This is a genomic window from Sphingomonas sp. 37zxx (assembly GCF_000786205.1).
Lineage (GTDB): Bacteria > Pseudomonadota > Alphaproteobacteria > Sphingomonadales > Sphingomonadaceae > Sphingomonas.
On the sequence record NZ_JROH01000010.1, the window covers coordinates 39,300 to 56,539 of the forward strand.

Annotated in this window: 11 protein-coding genes and 1 pseudogene; 6 read left to right on the forward strand and 6 right to left on the reverse strand. The window is 62.0% G+C overall.

All coding sequences use genetic code 11. The features are described 5' to 3' along the window. Positions 1–31: 31 nt before the first annotated feature. The 6 genes and pseudogenes from QU44_RS17715 to QU44_RS17395 all read left to right on the forward strand — a co-directional run. A pseudogene (locus tag QU44_RS17715) lies at positions 32–1,993 on the forward strand (TonB-dependent siderophore receptor); the annotation flags it as partial. 358 nt (positions 1,994–2,351) lie between these two features. After that, positions 2,352–2,978, forward strand: coding sequence for a DJ-1/PfpI family protein (locus QU44_RS18475; RefSeq protein WP_231621643.1), 627 nt, complete (start codon positions 2,352–2,354; stop codon positions 2,976–2,978). Next, complete coding sequence (locus QU44_RS06420) at positions 2,975–3,865, forward strand: MbnP family copper-binding protein (protein WP_156140996.1); 891 nt, start codon at positions 2,975–2,977, stop codon at positions 3,863–3,865. The genes QU44_RS18475 and QU44_RS06420 overlap by 4 nt, the downstream gene beginning before the upstream one ends. A 2-nt stretch (positions 3,866–3,867) precedes the next feature. Continuing rightward, positions 3,868–5,058 carry a methanobactin export MATE transporter MbnM gene (locus QU44_RS06425; RefSeq protein WP_033921030.1) on the forward strand — a complete coding sequence of 397 codons (1,191 nt, stop codon included), beginning with the start codon at positions 3,868–3,870 and terminating at the stop codon, positions 5,056–5,058. Next, positions 5,055–5,411, forward strand: a complete 357-nt coding sequence (locus QU44_RS06430) for a copper resistance CopC family protein (protein WP_033921032.1) — start codon at positions 5,055–5,057, stop codon at positions 5,409–5,411. Before QU44_RS06425 ends, QU44_RS06430 begins: the two co-directional genes overlap by 4 nt. Positions 5,412–5,414: 3 nt before the next feature. Further along, positions 5,415–6,668 (forward strand): copper chaperone PCu(A)C, encoded by a 1,254-nt coding sequence (locus tag QU44_RS17395; RefSeq protein ID WP_052134396.1) that lies wholly within the window; start codon positions 5,415–5,417, stop codon positions 6,666–6,668. Positions 6,669–7,036: 368 nt separating this feature from the next. Here QU44_RS17395 and QU44_RS06440 read toward each other — a convergent pair whose 3' ends face one another. From QU44_RS06440 to QU44_RS06465, 6 genes are read right to left on the reverse strand one after another with little or no spacing between them, the layout of a single operon-like run. Further along, complete coding sequence (locus QU44_RS06440) at positions 7,037–10,822, reverse strand: AAA family ATPase (protein ID WP_033921033.1); 3,786 nt, start codon at positions 10,820–10,822, stop codon at positions 7,037–7,039. Positions 10,823–10,825: 3 nt separating this feature from the next. Next, on the reverse strand, positions 10,826–12,058 hold the full coding sequence (locus QU44_RS06445; protein ID WP_033921160.1) for an exonuclease SbcCD subunit D: 1,233 nt from the start codon (positions 12,056–12,058) through the stop codon (positions 10,826–10,828). 5 nt (positions 12,059–12,063) lie between these two features. Then, complete coding sequence (locus QU44_RS06450; protein ID WP_033921162.1) at positions 12,064–14,172, reverse strand: ATP-binding protein; 2,109 nt, start codon at positions 14,170–14,172, stop codon at positions 12,064–12,066. 7 nt (positions 14,173–14,179) lie between these two features. Next, positions 14,180–15,508, reverse strand: coding sequence for an SIR2 family protein (locus QU44_RS06455; RefSeq protein WP_197054263.1), 1,329 nt, complete (start codon positions 15,506–15,508; stop codon positions 14,180–14,182). A gap of 53 nt (positions 15,509–15,561) precedes the next feature. Beyond that, positions 15,562–16,482: a nucleotidyl transferase AbiEii/AbiGii toxin family protein gene (locus tag QU44_RS06460; RefSeq protein WP_033921034.1), complete on the reverse strand. Its 921-nt coding sequence runs from the start codon at positions 16,480–16,482 to the stop codon at positions 15,562–15,564. Then, positions 16,472–17,116, reverse strand: coding sequence for a type IV toxin-antitoxin system AbiEi family antitoxin domain-containing protein (locus QU44_RS06465; RefSeq protein ID WP_331377433.1), 645 nt, complete (start codon positions 17,114–17,116; stop codon positions 16,472–16,474). The genes QU44_RS06460 and QU44_RS06465 overlap by 11 nt, the downstream gene beginning before the upstream one ends. Positions 17,117–17,240 lie beyond the last annotated feature (124 nt).

The window sequence follows — 17,240 nt, forward strand, 5'->3', positions numbered from 1 at the left end:
CCCATCTGCGCTTGACCAAACTGGACCGTTCATGACCTTTTCCCGACGATTGCTGTTGCTCACGACCTGTCTTGCCACACCGGCGTTCGCGCAAACGACGCCTTCCGAAGATGCAACGCGTCGCGACGACATCGTCGTCATCGGCCAGAACTTTGTGGTCGCAGACAGCAGCGCCGCCACAAAGTCCGACGCCCCGATCCTGACGACGCCGCAAGCAATCTCGGTGGTCAACAGCGACTTCATCGATGCGCTCAACCTGCGCACGGTGGCGGAAGCGCTCAACTATACCTCCGGCGTGCGTGCTCAGGCATTTGGCAGCGACACGCGGATCGAATATTATCAGCTGCGCGGCTTCGCGAGCTCAAACTTCTACAAGGACGGTCTGGTTCTCTACAATTCGGGCGCGTTCCTGTCGTGGACTACGCCCGCCGAAGGGATCCGCCGATTGGAGGTGCTGAAGGGTCCGTCATCGGTCCTCTACGGCGGCGGCAGCGCCGGCGGAATCGTCAACATCGTCTCAAAAGCACCGACGCGCCGCACGATCGCAAACGTTGAGGCTGGCATCGACGAATATGGCAGCGTCTATGGCTCGGCAGACGTTGGCGGCGCGATTTTCGACACACTTGCCGTCCGCGCGAACGCGCTCGTCCGGCGTGGCGACACCCAAGTCGAACTAGCGGAGGACAACCGCACTTTTGGCGCTCTGGCGCTCGGCTGGACGCCGACCAGCGACACGACCCTGACGCTACGCACCAGCTATACGCGCGACCGGTCGCAACGGCCGACCGGGTTCGTGCCCTATGCCGGCTTCGTCACCCCGCTGCCAGACGGCCGGCGCATCCCGATCGACCTGTTCGTCAGCGATCCTTCGGTCGATGCCTACGACCGTGACCAGTTCGAGGCGGGGTATACGCTCGAAACGAAGCTCGGAGAAAATCTGCGCTTCGTATCCAACGGCCGCTATGCCGAGATTGACCTCTATTATGCGGGGCTGTTCGGATCATTCACTGGCAACCCGGCGCTGGTCGATGGCCGCTATGTCCTTAACCGCGGCAATTCGACGCTGGATGCCGAACTCGACAACATTACGGTCGATAACCACCTCGACGCGACGTTCGCGACGGGGCCTTTGAAACATCAGATCCTCGGCGGCATCGACTACAGTTACTCTCGCGCGCGCAACACCAACCGGATGGGGACCGCGCCACAGCTCGACATCTTAGCACCGGTCTACAATGTGGTCATTCCGGCGTTGGGTGCAGCCGGCACGACACGACAGAATCTCGACCAGACTGGGCTATATCTGCAGGACCGGATCACTATTGGCGGTCTGAATGCCCTGCTTTCAGCCCGTCACGACTGGGTCGGCATCACCGCGATCGCCGCGAGCGGCGCGGCGACACGCGGCGAGCCTGCGAAAACGACGTATCGTGCCGGTCTGAGCTATGCGACGTCGTTCGGTCTCGCACCGTTCGTCAGCTATGCGACCTCGTTTACGCCGGTCATCGGCGTCGAGCTGGCGACGCGGCAGTATTTCCGTCCCGAGACGGGTGAGGCGTGGGAAGCGGGCCTGAAATATCAGGCCAGTGGCTTCCCGCTGCTCGCCACCGCTTCCCTGTTCTCGATCGAACGCGACGGGGTCGTCGTGTCCAATCCGATAGCCGGCTTCCCCACCAACCAGAGTCAGCTTGGCCTCGTCCGTTCGCGCGGCGGCGAGATCGAGGTTCAGGCGCGCCCGGTGCCTACGCTCAATATAACCGCCGCCTTGACCCGGTTCGAGATCAGAAACCGTGCATCGTCCAACACTCTCGCCGGGACAGTGGGCAAGACGCCAACCGCGACGCCCGAATTCACGGCCTCTGCCTTCGTGGATTACACATTGCCCGACGGCAGTTTCCTGCCTGGCTTCGGGCTCGGCGCTGGCGTGCGTCATGTCGGCCGGAGTTGGGCCGACACCGCGAACACGTTGCCGGTGCCCGCCGCAACGGTATTCGATGCGGAATTCACTACGACCTCGGTGGATTTCGCATCGCGGGCAACGTCTCCAACCTGTTCGACAAGGCCTATGTGGGTGCCTGCCCCTCGGCCGGCACCTGCTACTCAGCCAACCTGCGCCGCGCGACGTTCAGCCTCGCCTATCGCTTTGGAGACGCCCGATTACCGAACTAGATCGTCGCACTTTGCTTGCGCTCGCCGGAGTCGCGGGCATCGGCCTGCCGGCGCTTGCCGATGCGCAGACGCCGCCCGCCGTTTCGCCGGGTGCCCGCGATCCGATGGCGACCCCGCCGGACGCGCCGGTGGTCGCCATCCTGATCCACCCACGCATGGTGATGCTCGACCTGATCGGGCCGATGACCGCGCTCAACATTCTGCGCTGCCGGATCAACCTCGTCTGGAAGGACAAGGTACCCGTCGTGACAGAGCTTGGTTTGCCGATCACTGCCACGCAGACCTTCGTCGAGTGTCCCCGCGATCTCGACGTGCTGATGGTGCCAGGCGGCATGCTGGGTTCGGTGGCGTGCATGAACGATCCCGAGGTGATGACCTTCCTCGCCGATCGCGGATCGCGCGCGAAGTGGGTGACGAGCATCTGCACTGGTGGACTGACGATTGCTGCGGCCGGGCTGCTCAAGAGCTATGACGCCAATGCCACCTGGACGATCTCGCACCTGCTGCCGTTGATGGGCGCGCGCCATGTCGACAAGCGCGTGGTGATCGACCGCAACCGCATGACCTGCGGCGGCGTCACCGCCGGCATCGACCTTGGCCTGACGCTTGCCGCGAAACTGCGCGGCGAAGACGCGGCTAAGCGCGTCCAGCTCATCATGGAATACGCCCCAGAGCCGCCGTTCCAGAGCGGCACGCCCGCGCAGGCACCGCAAATCGCGGCTGCCATTCGCGAAGCGACGCCGTGGATGCAGTCGCAGGCCCGCGGCGCGGCTGAGGCAGCGGGCAAGCGGCTCGGGATATCATTGTGACCAGCCTCAACAACTTCAGGAGACTTCAAATGCGACCTGTCCTCATGGCCGCTATGACAGCGGTGAGCCTGGGCCTCGCTGCCCCTGCACTGGCGCAGCAGGCCCAGCCTGTTGAAATCCGCTTCGATGCGCGAGTCGGCGCCGCGTCGGCACGCTGCGGACAGGCCTATGCCGGCGTTGGCACGTCCAAGGCGGGGCTGCGGTTTCAGGACATCCGCTTCTATGTGTCGGCGGTGCGGCTGATCGACGCGCGCGGGGGAGAGGTGCCGGTCACCCTGATCCCCGATGACCAGTGGCAGAACGATCAAGTGACGCTCCTGGACTTCGAGGACCGCACCGGCAACTGCAACGGCAGCGCGGGCACCAACATGGCGGTCCGCGGAACCGTGCCCAAGGGCGATTATCGCGGCGTTGTATTCGAAATTGGCGTACCGCAAGCGATCAATCATCAGGATCCGACGCTCGCGGCATCGCCGCTCAACGTCACCGGCATGACCTGGCCGTGGCGGATCGGCTACAAGTTCACCGGCGTCGATATGGAAACCAGCGGCGGTGCGGGCGGACCCAGTGCCGCGACCGGCTTTTCCATTCATCTGGGGAGCACCGAATGCGCCGACGGTCCGCCCATGGCCGCACCGAAGATCGCTTGTGCCAACGCCAATCGCCCGACCTACCGGCTAAGCGGGTTCGATCCGGCAAGATCCGTGGTCGTTCTTGACATCGGCGCGCTGCTGGCGGGCACCGACATCACCGTGAACGCGCCGAAATCGGCATCGGGCTGCATGTCGTTTCCCGGCGATGGCGATTGCGGCGCAATCTTTGACCGACTGGGGCTTGCCTGGGAAGGAAAGGCCTCGGGCGGACAGAAGTGGGTGCGGGCCGATTAACGATGCGACGGATATCGCATCTTGCCCTGCTGGTGTCGGCACTGATTCTGGCGTTCAGCGTCTCCCACGCCCAGCAGCGCGCGACCGGTCTGGGGCCGATCGATGCGCTGGTCGCCAGCGCCTATGATTTCGGACTGCCCGGCTGGGCACCAAAGCCTTTGGAGCCCGCTGCCAACCGGACAACGGTGGCGAAGGTCGAGCTTGGTCGGCACCTGTTCTACGACAAGCGACTGTCGCTCGACGGATCGATGGCGTGTGCAAGCTGCCATCAACAGGCATTGGCCTTTACCGATGGCCGCGCGACATCACCCGGCGTCACCGGCCAGATGACGCCCCGCAACGCTATGTCGCTTGCCAATGTCGCCTATTTCCCGGTCCTGACCTGGGGTAATCCGCTGCTAAAACATCTCGAGCAGCAGGCGCTCGTTCCGCTGATCGGGCAGGAACCGGTCGAACTGGGCCTGGCCGGCAAGGAAGGCGAGATGATCCGCCGGCTCGCCGCAGAGCCGGTCTACGGCAAGCTGTTCGTCGAAGCCTTCCCCGAAGCGAGGGGCGAGATTTCACTAGCAACGGTGGTGCGCGCACTGGCGGCGTTCCAGCGATCGCTGATCTCGCTGCGCTCGCCCAATGACCGATATCGCTATGAAGGCGATGTCGATGCGATCCCGGAAAGCGCGATCCGTGGTGAGGCGCTGTTCTTCTCCGAGCGGCTCGAATGCCATCACTGCCACAACGGTATCAATTTCGCCGACACGGTGCTGCACGAACGCAACAAGGCTGGCGAGGTCGCCTTCCACAACACGGGCCTCTACAATATCGACGGCAAGGGCGGCTATCCCGCCCCCAATTTCGGCATCGCCGAGATCACCGGACGGCCCGAGGACATGGGTCGTTTCCGAACGCCCAGCCTGCGAAACGTCACGGTCACGGCACCTTATATGCATGACGGATCGATCGCCACGCTGGATGAGGTCATCGACCATTACGCAGCGGGTGGGCGCACGATCGCGTCCGGCCCTAATGCCGGTGTCGGCCGAACCAATCCGCTCAAAAGCTCGTTCGTGCCGGGGTTCAGCATTACCAAAGCGGAACGCGCGGACTTGATCGCTTTCCTGACCTCGCTGACCGACGAGCGGTTCCTGACCGATCCGCGGTTCAGCGATCCTTGGCTCAAGACGGAGAAACCCAAATGACCGGTGCACGCTACGCAATCGCCGCCATGTTGATGCTGTCGACGCCGTTTTCATCGGCGTTCGCCCATACGGCGCTCAAGAGTTCCAATCCGGCCAGCGGAAGTGTCCTGACGCAATCGCCGCCGACGCTCGTGCTGAACTTTATCGAGCCATCGCGGCTGACATCGCTTGTCGTCGTCACGGCGACGGGCGAACGACGCTTGCCATTCGGGCCAACTGGCAGCGGAGTGACCTTTACTGCGCAAAAGCCCGGCTTCGTGCGCGGTCGCAACGAGATACGCTGGCGAGCCCTATCCCGCGATGGCCACGTGATCGAAGGCAGCATCATCGTCGTGCTGCACGCACCGGCATAACGCATGTTAGAAGCCCTTGCGGCCGTCATCAAGGGCTTGGGCTATGCGGCCGCGCTGACCGCGGCCGGGACCACGCTTGCGCGGTCGACGCTGGCGCGCGGCTTGCCCATGCCCATACCCTCCCTGGACCGGTTGATCCGCTGGGCCGGCTTGCCGCTTGCAACTGCGATTTCAGGCACTGCGCTGCTCTTTTTCCTGCGGCTCGGCGGCGATGCAGATACCGAAACGCTAGGTGCGATCTTCCTATCTCCACTCGGGCTCGCCCTCGCGATGCAATTTGCGGGCGGGCTTTGGCTAGCCTTCACCGCCCATCGCCCGATCGCAATCGTCGGCGCGCTGCTTGTCATAATCGCATTCGGCGTGGTCGGTCATTCAGCGACACGCGGCGTCGTATCCTCCGCCACGGTGGTACTTCATGTCGCTGCCGCTGCATGGTGGCTCGGCGGTCTGTGGGCACTGCTGCTCGCAAAGCGAAGACTGCCGGAAAGATCTTTGCCGCAACTGGTCGTCCTATTCAGCCGCCAGGCCGTGTGGATCGTCGCTGTTCTGCTACTCGCTGCACTGACCACCGCAGCGTTGATCCTCGACTTCCAGTTCGATCTTGCACGCGACTATGATCGGGCACTGCTGACCAAGCTGGGCCTGACACTCGCACTGCTCGCACTGGCGGGCTTCAACAAGCTGATCGTCGCGCCGCGTCTTGTCTCGCAGCCGGCGGCCGGTTCATGGTTGCGACGCACGGTCCTGTTGGAGCTTTTGCTGTTTTCGGCAATCATGGCGACCACCGCTTTCGTCACGACCTATCTGTCGCCGCACGATGCGAACGAGCAGCCCGTGCATCACGAAGGTCAGCCGGGCGCGCGCGGACCTGTTGCCATCATCCAGCCGTGGGCACCCGCCATGCCAAGCGGTGCGAGTACAGGTGCCGGCTATATGACCATTCTGAACAACCAGCCGGTCGAGGATCGTCTGATTTCGGCCAGCAGCCCGTGGGCGGAGCAGGTGACGCTGCATCGTTCCTCCACGATCGACAGTGTATCGCGCATGCGCGAGGTGGACAGACTCAGCATTTCCGCGAAGACCGAAATTGTGATGGCACCCGGCGGACTGCACCTGATGTTCACCGGCTTGTACGCACCATTCGTCGCAGGAGACGTCGTCCCGCTGACATTGGTGTTTGAACGCGCCGGATCAGTTGCGGTCCAGCTGAGCGTTCAGCAGCTCGGCAGCCGGCCTGTTGCAGAACACAACCATTAGCGGCAAGGCTCGGACACGGCAGCTATCAGGGTCGCCCATTTCCTATCGGCATCTATCCCTCCGAAGTTGGATGTCGAGCCCGCCGTTTACCACCGAACGCCCCCGTTTCTACTACCCCTCATTCCCACTCGATTGTTCGGACGCATCATAGCGCGTTGATTTTACAGGACAAATTATTTTTCACCTGTCCCGTTTACCGGCGGCTGGACCGTCAAAAACTTACGCTGCTGATTTCATTGAAGAATTTTGGCTGATCGAAAATTCCTCGATTTCGAGGACTATCGACAGCGATCGGTCGATTTTCGAATCGTGAACGACCAAAGAGGCTTCACGCCGGCCCTTGATTATACCGTCAACCACGCCAGCGTCTATTGCACGGTGCCGATCGCAGGCCACGCCGTTCCGGTCCCGGCAGAAATTCGGATCTCCGAGCGTCCCGCGCCGCGCTTTTCTACGCGAACCTGGACGGCGATCCGCTCGATCATGGCGGCGACATGAGTGATGACACCAACCTTTTGACCTCGGCCCTGTAAGGTTTCCAGCGCATCTACCGCCAAATCGAGCGTGTCGGCATCGAGCGATCCGAAGCCCTCGTCGATGAACAGGGTATCGACAAAGGACGACCGGCCTTCGAGGCCCGACAGAGCTAGCGCGAGCGCCAACGAGACCAGGAAACGTTCTCCGCCTGAAAGGCTTCGGGTCCCACGGACCTCGTCGCCCATGTCGCGATCGATGATATACAATGTGAGATCGGACGCTGTCCCCCGCGCGAGCCTATAGCGGGGACTCAACGCATTGAGGTGATCATTCGCCAGTTGGATCATGTGATCGAGCGTGATGCCCTGTACAAAGCGACGGAAACGATCGCCGCTGGCAGAGCCGACAGCGTCATCGACCGCCTGCCAAATTGCGAGTTCCACCCTTGCTGTGTCGATTTCAGCAGATAGGTTTGCGGCTGCGCGGCGCGCGCCGTCGTCTCGCGCGAGCGCGGCGGAGAGAACACCGGTTCGTTGATGCAAGTCGCCGATTTCAGTTGCCAGCACAGCAACGATGGCGGTCAACGCCTCCGCGTCGGTCGCCTCGTCGAATCCTTCGAGCGCCCGGCCTAAGTCATTCTGGCGCGTCAGCACCGCGGCGTCCGCATCGTTCACAGTCCGCTCGATCTCTTGAATTCGCGTCCGCAGCGCTCTGCACACGGCCGGGTCGGTGGCAATCAGCGCAGAAACCTGATCCGGCGACCGAGCAACATCCTGACAGGCCGCGTTTAATGCCACCTCGGCTGAAGCGCGACGGCTCTTTGCGGTCTCCAACCCAGAGGCGGCTTCCTCGCAACGAGCGCCGGCCGACTGGAACGCGGCGGCGGAAGCCGATTTCGCCTCGCGCGCCTTGGCAAGCGTTTCGCGGGCCGTCCGGCGAGCTTCATTGATCCTTGTCCGGTGAGTGGCCGTCGCCTCGCCGTCAAGGAGTTCGGCTCGGACGCGCGCCTTCTCATCGACGACCAAACGACGTTGATTGAGACGGGTCGAGGTTTCTTTCATCTGCGCCTGCACATGCGCAAGCGAGGCGGCAGCCGCCGCGCGGTCAGGTGCCAGCCGCTGCAGCGTCATTTCAAGCTCGCCAACCTGCTTACGCAGGGCATCGTACTCTTGTCCGACCACTGCGAGCCTGACGGCAACGCCGGCGGGGTCGGCATCGAGTACGTCGACGGTTTGACCTGCCGCAGCGAGAAACGGCATGATCTCACGGTCGATGGAACCGAGGCTCTCAGCAAGAGCAGCTTCCCGAACCGTGTGTTCCTTTGCTTTCAATTGCGCCGCGTGCAGCTCAGAACGTCGTTGATCGATGGCCTGGGTGGTCGACTCGATTGCTCCACCGAGCCCGTCATGCTCCCGCTGCAAACCATCAGTCTCTGCCCGAAGACGCTGGGCGTCTGAAAGTGGACCAGCGATAGTGATCCGTTCCGCCTTCGCGGCCGAGGCAAGCGCCGCCAATTCGGACGCGCCTTGGCTATCAGGCGCGAAGGGCACACTCCCCTCCACTCTCGCCTTCGAACAGAGATCGCTCAATATCGGCCTCTGTTCGATATAGGCACTCTCCGCAGCCGAAACTTGGCCGCGCGCGACATCGATTCCGCGGTTCGCCTCTGCCCGGCGCACCTCTGCGGCGGCGAGTGCGCGCGTGGCGACGCCTAGACGCTCGCTTATCGCAGCCAGCGCCGTATCCAGTTCTTCGCGACGGCGGCGAACCGTAGCGACCATCTCGTTCAGCGCACTGGGGTGCGCAAGATGGGGATGGTCTGTGCTGCCGCATACCGGGCAGGCCGAATTCGGGGTCAGCAGGCTGCGCAGATGAACGGCCTCAGACGAGACAGTTTCATCGACGAGTTCCGCGAGAGGCACGATTTCTGCGCGCGCAGTCCGTTCGCGGAGTTGATCGAATTCGGCTCCGGCGATTTGGCTAGTCGCCGTCGTCACCTCCTGCGCCGCGATGGCGAGTTCCGATTCCCCGCGCGTTAGGTCCGCCGATGCGCGGATATGCCGTTCGCAGATGGCGCTCGCCTCACGCAGAGCCTCAAGCGCGCGCTGGAGATCTGTGTCACGTTCATGGAGCGTCGGCTCGTCGATTGCGGCAAGACTGCTTCGACGTTCACTGACGTCGCGACTAAGGCTGCCTCTCCGATCACGATCCGCCGATAGCTTCTCCGACAGCTCGGCTATTTCACCTTCCAAACGCGCCGTTACTTCCGCGGACTCAGCCGCCCCGGATACCGCCGTGCCGCGGCTCTGTTTGAGATTGACCCGCTTCTCCAGCAGAACCGTCGCGTCATCGAGGCGATCGGCAAGGAGACCGCGACCCGATTGATCTCTCAATTGGGCGGCTGTTGTGCCGAGCGACTCTGTGGCCTGGCCAAGAGTCTGATCAAGCGCGGCCAGCGCGTCCACGCTAGATCGCAACGTCGTTTCCGCCTGCTGCGATTTCTCCGTCGCATCAATGAACTCGATTCGGGCCGTTGCCAGCTCCGCGTCGAGCTTTTCGGCCTCGCTCCAGAGAGGCCCACAGCGCTTGAAGAGGTCTTCCGCGGCCTCGTCGGCCGTTGTCGCATCCGTCAGTTGAGTGGCAGCCGTTTCGTCGATCGTCCGCGCTTCTTCACGGGCAACAAGCAAATCACCGAGGCGTGATTCGGCCTCCGCCGCAGCCCGCAGCGCATTGTCCATATCGACCGATAGTGGGCGTAGCGGTTCGACCAGATCGAACTCGGCAAGCGACCGGTACTCATCGGCGGCCGCCTCACGCGCTGAACGCGCCGTCGCCGCTCGAGCCGCCGCCTGAGCGAGATCGCTTCTGGCGGTAGCGACACGCTTGTAATGATCGAGCCGCCTATTGTGTTGATCGCGCTCGGCGGCTTTCTGGGCGATGGTAGCAGCAAGCTGGCTTTGTTCGTTCAGCAGCTCCTGCTTGGCGTCGTCATCGAGAAGGCCGATGTCGTTCCGGCGCTGCTCCAACTGCTCGACGGCCCTTCGTCGAACCTCTGTGCCTTCATGGACGCGGATCGAGATTATTGCGTAGATTTCCGTACCTGTGATCTTCTCAAGCAATTCCGCGCGCTCGCTCTCGGCAGCGAGAAGGAAGGCATCGAATTCGCCCTGAGCGAGGAGAACCGTTCGCCGGAACTGATCGAATGTAAGGTCGGTTCTCGCTTCTACCGCGTCGCGAACCTGAGTCTTGCCTGTCGCCACGGCGCTCCCGTCGTCAAGCCGGTACAGCGCGCGTTGTTCATTCTGGAGCCGCCCATTTGCCCGGCCGCGCGCGCGATTGGCCTCCCAGCGGACGCGGTAGCGCTCGCCATCCTGCCCGACGAAATCTACTTCGGCATATCCACCGCCGGCGCCTCGGCGCAGGATCGCGCGGCCATCATGAATCGACATCGCTTCGCCGCTGGGATCGGGAGCATTCTCGCGCCGACCGACGGAGACGCGCGGATATTCGCCGTAGAGCGCGAGGCATAGCGCATCGAGAATGGTGGATTTCCCGGCACCGGTCTCGCCTGTGATGGCAAAGAGGCCGGAACCCGCAAGCGGCTCTGCCGCAAGATCGATTTCGAATGGTGCCGCAAGACTGGCCAGATTTTCGCCGCGGATGGCCAGGATGCGCATGGGTCAAGCCTCCGCCCGCGCGCGGTGGAAAACATCCAAATGCGCAGCATTCGGCGCCGCGCCAAACTCGCGCTCGAACGCAAGCTTGAACAAGTCCTCTGGATCTCGTTCCGCCAACCGGATCAAAGGATCGGTGAGGACCGCCTCATTCAGCGCGCCGGGGATCGCGGCGACACGGGCATCGACGATGCGCACAGGAAAGTTCCCGGCGATGCGGTCGATCTCCTCCCTGAATCCGGGCGGCAGCCCGTCGCGGGCAAGCCTGATCTGGACAAATGGCCGCTCGGTGATCGGCAAATCCGGCTGGAGACCCAATGCCGTCAGGTAATCGCCAAGTTCCGTCAAACGCATATCGCCGGCCTCTGGGAGGCGCAGGAAAGGAACTGGCCGATCAACCGGGATATGCTCAGACGTGACCTGCGCGCCGTCGAGGGTCACAAGCGTGACCCCATGAGCGTATGGCTGCTCCGTCGCCGACAAGGGGATCAATGATCCCGAATAGCGAACGTTGTCGCGGCCTATGGCCTGAGCCTTGTGCAGATGACCAAGCGCCACGTAGCTCGCTTCCGTTGGGAATACGTCATGCGGCACGGCGTGTTGACCGCCGACCAAGATTCTCCGCTCGGCACCCTCCGACTCGATACCGCCCGCGACATGGAGATGCCCTGTAAGGACAAACGGCAAACTGTCCATCTGCCCCCGCAACGTGTCGAGCAATTCCGCGTAGAGACTGCGCACCCCGGCGATGACGGGCGAGCCGGACTCGCCATCCAGCCGGGTCAAATTTGGAAGGCACGCGGCAGTCGGGTAGGAAACCGCCAAAACGTGCGCGGCCACCGCACCGCTGGCGTCAGCGATCGGCACGAGGTGACGTGCCGCCTCGATCACCCCTTCATGCCGCCGCACATTTCCCACGACGCGGATCTTGAATGCCTCCAACAAAGGCCGTGGCGCTTCCAACCGACCAGCGGCATCATGATTACCGGCGACGATCACGGTTGTCATTCGTGGCTGCGCGCGGCTCAGCCGCACAAGCGCATTGTAGAAAAGCTGTTGCGCTTCTCCGGAAGGGTTCTGACTGTCAAACACGTCGCCGGCGATTATGAGTGCGTCGACATTCCGCTCAACGACGATCTCCTCGAGACGCTCAAAAACTTTACGGTGCTCATACTCGCGCGAAAACCCGCGCAGTGTTTGACCGACGTGCCAATCAGCCGTGTGCAGAACACGAATCATTGCCCTTACCCCTCCGGCTCTTGCACCGGAGGAGCGCCCGACCACGCTTTCGAGATTGCGTCCCAATCGACGCCGCGCTCCTCAGCCAGCGTCCACACCTTCCAGAAATCCGGGTCCGCAGACTGCGGCCGCTGCGCATCGGGCAATTCATCTACCTCCACCAGAACCGGGATCGGTGCGGCCCAGCCGAGGAGGATAGCCTGCCTGGACGGCAAACTTGGCAATTCGCGCAGCAACCCGCCTACATTATCGGGAACCAGGCGCGCGACGAGATTCTGGTCTGCATCATTGACGATGCGGTGCAATAGAAACGTGTTGCATTGGGCGAGCACCGTCGGAGAAAGCTCCGATGGGCGCTGTGACGAAAGCACTAGCCCAAGCCCGAACTTGCGTCCCTCGCGGGCTATACGCTCGAACACTTCGCGGCAGAGCTGAGTCGGAGATGAGGCAGGGCCGTCATCGTCCTTGCCGCGCCGAACGAATGTGTGCGCTTCCTCAAGAACGAGGACGGTCGGCAAGGTCTGGCCCTTCGGGTGACTGCGGCGATACCTCTGAAGAGATTCGAAGATCAGCCGCGCTAAAACGGAAACAACGATGTGGACGATTTCGGATGGGACGAGAGATAGGTCGACAACCGCGATCTGTCCGTTGCTTGCGCCATCGTCGCCCACGTAGTCCTTTAGCCAAGTTTCGAAGGAAGTCGGCGGATCACGGCCAATTACGGCGCCAAGTCTCTGGTCGGCGAGCATTCCGCGAATGCGGAGTCCCAGTGTTGAGATAAACCCCGCAAGATTCCCCCCTTGCTCGGTTGCCACCTGGTCGAGGTGTTCGGCAAGAATGTTGACGTCAAAAAACTGCGGGGCGTCCTCGCTGATGGGCGCTGCGTGGCCGATATCCGGTAGAGTCTGAGCTAACGTGTCCAGCGCGCTGCGGATCGTTTCCAGGTCGGAAATCGCAAAATCGTTGAAGTAGCTTCCTGATCGCCGGCTATCGACAATTCCCGTGATTGTGGTTGCAATTGTAGCAAGGGCCTCACTCGCCGTATCCAAAGCCTCTCCGCCAAACTGGGAGCAATCTGAAGCAATCGTTTCAAGGAGCCGCGCACATTCGAATCTCGCTCTTGCAGCACCCGCGAAGGCCTGTGTGCCGGTGTTCAACATCGCCGATATTCGGATCGAATAGGAACCGAGGTAGCGGCGGATCATCGCCTCTCTCGGCACACCCTCCGTCTGGCCGGCCTTCAACTCTCGCAGCCCCTGCATCAGCAGCGGCCGTTGCGCGCCGGGCTGAGCATGCGCGACTGCGGTCCATTCGTGCCCGCTCCAGAGCCACGCGGGGACGTCGAGCGGTCGCTCCCCTTCTGCCACGGGTGGAACGCGAAACAATCGCAGTTCGTCTCCCCGATCAGCGAAGGCCCTGGCGTATTCACCATTGGGATCGAGAACAATGAACCGCGCATTGGGCACGCCGGTCTTGCCGGCGTCCTGGATGGCTTTCTCGGCCGCCGCTATAGACCATCGGATTAGACCCGCCACGGTGCATGATTTGCCGCTGCCGGTGTTCCCCAACACCGCCAAGTGTCGACCGAAGAGCTTGTCGGGATCGACCATGATGGCAGCATTCGATGCCATCGGAGAGGAGCCAATTCTGACTCTCTTATCGTCGTCCCTCGCGCCTACGATGGCTTCGACCTGGGAGGGCGTCGGAATGAGAACCTGGTCTCCCACTGACGGAAATGCGACTACACCACGGGAGAGTTCGTATATGGTCGCTCCCGAAGCACGGTCGCGCCGGGATGTCAGCGTTCCGACCGGGGATAGCGACATTTTCCGCAGCGGAAACGGCAGATCGATCAGGCCGAAATCTTTGAGCCCAGCGCGCTTTGGATAAGGCGAGCGCTCGATCCCAATCCAGGTGATGTAGGCAACCGTCGCACCGGCTTCATTGGGTATGAGCACATACCCATTGAGGCGCGGAAACCCGGCCGGCACCCCGGTGTTCAACGCCGTGGAGTGCGGAGCGTCCAGCTCAAGAAGCACCCTAACTTCGTCAGGCGCGACCGACTCGACGACACCGACCACAAGACCCGACAAACGTTCGATTGGAGTCGTCATGATCGCCTCATACCGCACCGGTTGAGGACGCTGGAGGCGGCGCCGCAGGTGGGTCGCCGGCTTTAGGGTCGCCCGGACGATGCTTCAACAGTTCGGTCATTCGGCCGGATATGTAATCGAGCGCCGGCTTTGGCAGGTAGTTCGCGACCAATGTTTCAAGATCCGCAAAATGCGAACCGATCAACAGAGAGACCTGTGCATCTCGCGTCTTTTCCACGAAGGCTTTGAGGCGATCATCAGCCTCATAGGCCATGATCACCAAATGGGTTGACGGGATGGTGAGCATATCGAGCAGTACTCGATTCACATGATCGTCACCGAAGCCATAGCCGTAGGTCACGACAACCGCGTTGGGTCGGCAGGCCCCGGCTGCGAAATCGCGGAACAGCTCCGCATAAGGATATTGTGTTGTTTCGACGTCCTTCGCGGGATTGGGATAGATCATCACCGTATCGACGGGCTTTTTGGGAATGTCGGTATGATCCGCAGGGGCCCCGAATGGGATACCCTTGCGATATATCCGCCGTTCGTCCTTATCGAAAAACCAGTCCAGTGAGCCGTGGAGCTTGGTCAGGCGAATGACCCCCTCCATGAACCGAGGCTCTCCTCGAATGCCGGGTGGATTATAGTGGACGTCAACTTCAACGCGCGATGCCCGAAAGACCGGATTCAGAGCGCCGACAAATCTGTCGATGATCCGAAGACCCGCAAAATCGCAACCATGTTCGATCAAGCGGTCGTAGTTGGTTGTGAAGACGTGCAAACGCTCGCGAGACGCAGCACGGCTCGCAAAACTCAGTAGGAATGATTGCAGAGCTCCTTGGGCAGCATCCTTCGATGTCGGACCCTTTCCAACGACGATCCCGCTTTCCGTCTTCAACAATGAAGTGAGAAAGCCGGACATCTGAGCATCAATGCCGTCCTTGAGGGTTTGCTCTGCCGCCTTGTCGATGACTCCGAGGCCGTCCAGCAGAGCAAGCGCACTTCGAAACTGATCTTCGATGTTTGCCACACCTCTTTTCATGGCCGTCGCTCCGGCCTGGGCGTGCGCGTCGATGGCGGCGTCATACGTCGTGCCAAATGTAACCTTGGCCATTCCGGTGGCCCCTACACCCGCGATGTAACCGACCGCGGTGGTGAACCCACTGCCAAGAAGCAGATTGAGGTGCTCGGCTTGGAAAACAGCGGAGAGCCATGGCTCGATGTGCTTTCGAGCACTATTGATCAGGGTGTCCAGTTTATCGGGGTCTGTAGGCAGATCGTCCCAGGCGCTTGAATGGCTGCCCACGCGATAAAAGTGCTTCTTATCCATGCTTTCCCCCGAGACCGCGATCACGGCCCTTTTCTTCATCAATTGCAGCACTCGGGACGGAGTAATTTGTCATCCCGCTATGCCTCTTCGATTGCTGCTCCCGGCGACCACGGCCCGCTCGGCGACCAAATTCGTTCTTCCTTCAATCCGACGACCAGCGGCATCAAGAAGACGCGAAGATCGGCGATGGTAACGGCGAAAGCATCTGGTGCTGCCGCCATCCGATCGCGGCTGAGGAAGGCGCGCCATTGAGCGCCCCATGCCTCCGCGAATTCATCGGTCAGGCCAGCCGGAATTTCGGACGGAAGGGCCGTTCCGCGTCGTTCGAAAGTCCGCTGAACGGCCTCGACAAGGGCGGCCTGGCGAAGCTCGAATGTTCGGGAAATCACCCAGAGATCATAGAAGTCCTTGAGCCTGCTATTGGCCACGCCGAGCGTGACCAGGGCCTCGAATTTCTCGGCCACTACCGTTTCGACGGGATAGGCCCGAAGATGCGGCGCCGGGGCGTCCAGCAGGACGGGATAGTCGATCTCGACAGCCGCAGGGGTGATGGCGTCGCCAAAACCAATGTCGACCTGGATCGAAATACGCGCCCCGGCGATGGTTGCTATCGTGCGGACACGCACGCCACCATATTCCACCTCCTCGCGGATCGGCGCCGCCGTCAACGCGGCGACGTCAAACGTCACACCATCTTCGGCGACCGGCTGCGCACAGATGGCCCGGAAGGTCTCCGCGAGGGCCTCGGCGTCGTTGTCGCCGTGGCCAAGCAGGTCGAGATCGCGAGTGGGCCGAAACGGGTCGGCGACCCACGTCACGAAAAGCATCGCACCTTTGAGGATGAATCGGTCGCGATGCGGCGACACGCTCAGCCGGTAGAGCAGACGTTCGAGCGCATAGCGCGTGAGGAGAATCTGGAAATCCGATCGTTCGGCACGTGCCCGGTCGAGGAGCCGCGCCCGCACTGATGCGCCGATGTTGCGGGGCTCACGCGGCATCGGACACCATTGCTTCGACGTAAGGGCGCATGATCGACCAGACCCGCGCCTTGCGCGCGTAACGCCAGAGCTGATCCGGCTTGCATCGGCGGCGGCGGAGGCCTTCGCGCAGTCCCTCCATCGCTACATCGAGACCGACCTTGGTCCGGTAGCGGAAGCAATCGACGATTGTCCTGGCCGGATCCGTGATCGGAACGTCGATAGTCTCGATGCGGTGGCGTTCGACCCCTTCGGTCAGCGCCGACCCAGTGAAGCGCACGAATCGGATAGGTGGATAGTCGATCTTGGGACGCCAGGCGGTACGGTCGATCGCCATCCACACAACCGAGGGCATCTGCAGCGTCAGTTCGTGGTATTGGAGCGCCGAGGTCAGGCAGACCACGCCCTTTGGGACTAAAACAGCCGCTTCGGCGAGCGCATGGGCAGCGTCAACCTGGGTGTCCGGCAGTTGATAGAGGCCGCGTGCCGGGCGGACGACCGCTTCCTCCCGAACGAGACGAGCGAGCGTCTCCGGTCCAATGCCTTCGGCAACGAACTCCTTCAGCCGGAGCATGCCCCGGGCCTTCAGGAGGTCGAGCGCACGAAGTCTCTGGGCGGTGGCGGATGTCATTGTCGGTGACGTTTCCTCTGTCATAGAAATATATAGCAGAGGTTTTATCACAACATCGCCTACTCGGAAATCCTAATTTCGGGAGGATGGCGGGGTCTTTTCGGCCGGCCAGCCATTTGGTGGGGAAAGCCTTCCCCCTGGCCGGCAC

What these genes read in the sequence shown, in the direction of transcription:
- QU44_RS17395 (WP_052134396.1), top strand. Translation starts at nt 5,415, where the DNA reads ATGTTAGAAGCCCTTGCGGCCGTCATCAAGGGCTTGGGCTATGCGGCC.
- QU44_RS06445 (WP_033921160.1), bottom strand. Translation starts at nt 12,058, where the DNA reads ATGATTCGTGTTCTGCACACGGCTGATTGGCACGTCGGTCAAACACTG.
- QU44_RS06440 (WP_033921033.1), bottom strand. Translation starts at nt 10,822, where the DNA reads ATGCGCATCCTGGCCATCCGCGGCGAAAATCTGGCCAGTCTTGCGGCA.
- QU44_RS18475 (WP_231621643.1), top strand. Translation starts at nt 2,352, where the DNA reads ATGACCGCGCTCAACATTCTGCGCTGCCGGATCAACCTCGTCTGGAAG.
- QU44_RS06430 (WP_033921032.1), top strand. Translation starts at nt 5,055, where the DNA reads ATGACCGGTGCACGCTACGCAATCGCCGCCATGTTGATGCTGTCGACG.
- QU44_RS06460 (WP_033921034.1), bottom strand. Translation starts at nt 16,482, where the DNA reads ATGCCGCGTGAGCCCCGCAACATCGGCGCATCAGTGCGGGCGCGGCTC.
- QU44_RS06450 (WP_033921162.1), bottom strand. Translation starts at nt 14,172, where the DNA reads ATGACGACTCCAATCGAACGTTTGTCGGGTCTTGTGGTCGGTGTCGTC.
- QU44_RS06465 (WP_331377433.1), bottom strand. Translation starts at nt 17,116, where the DNA reads ATGACAGAGGAAACGTCACCGACAATGACATCCGCCACCGCCCAGAGA.
- QU44_RS06425 (WP_033921030.1), top strand. Translation starts at nt 3,868, where the DNA reads ATGCGACGGATATCGCATCTTGCCCTGCTGGTGTCGGCACTGATTCTG.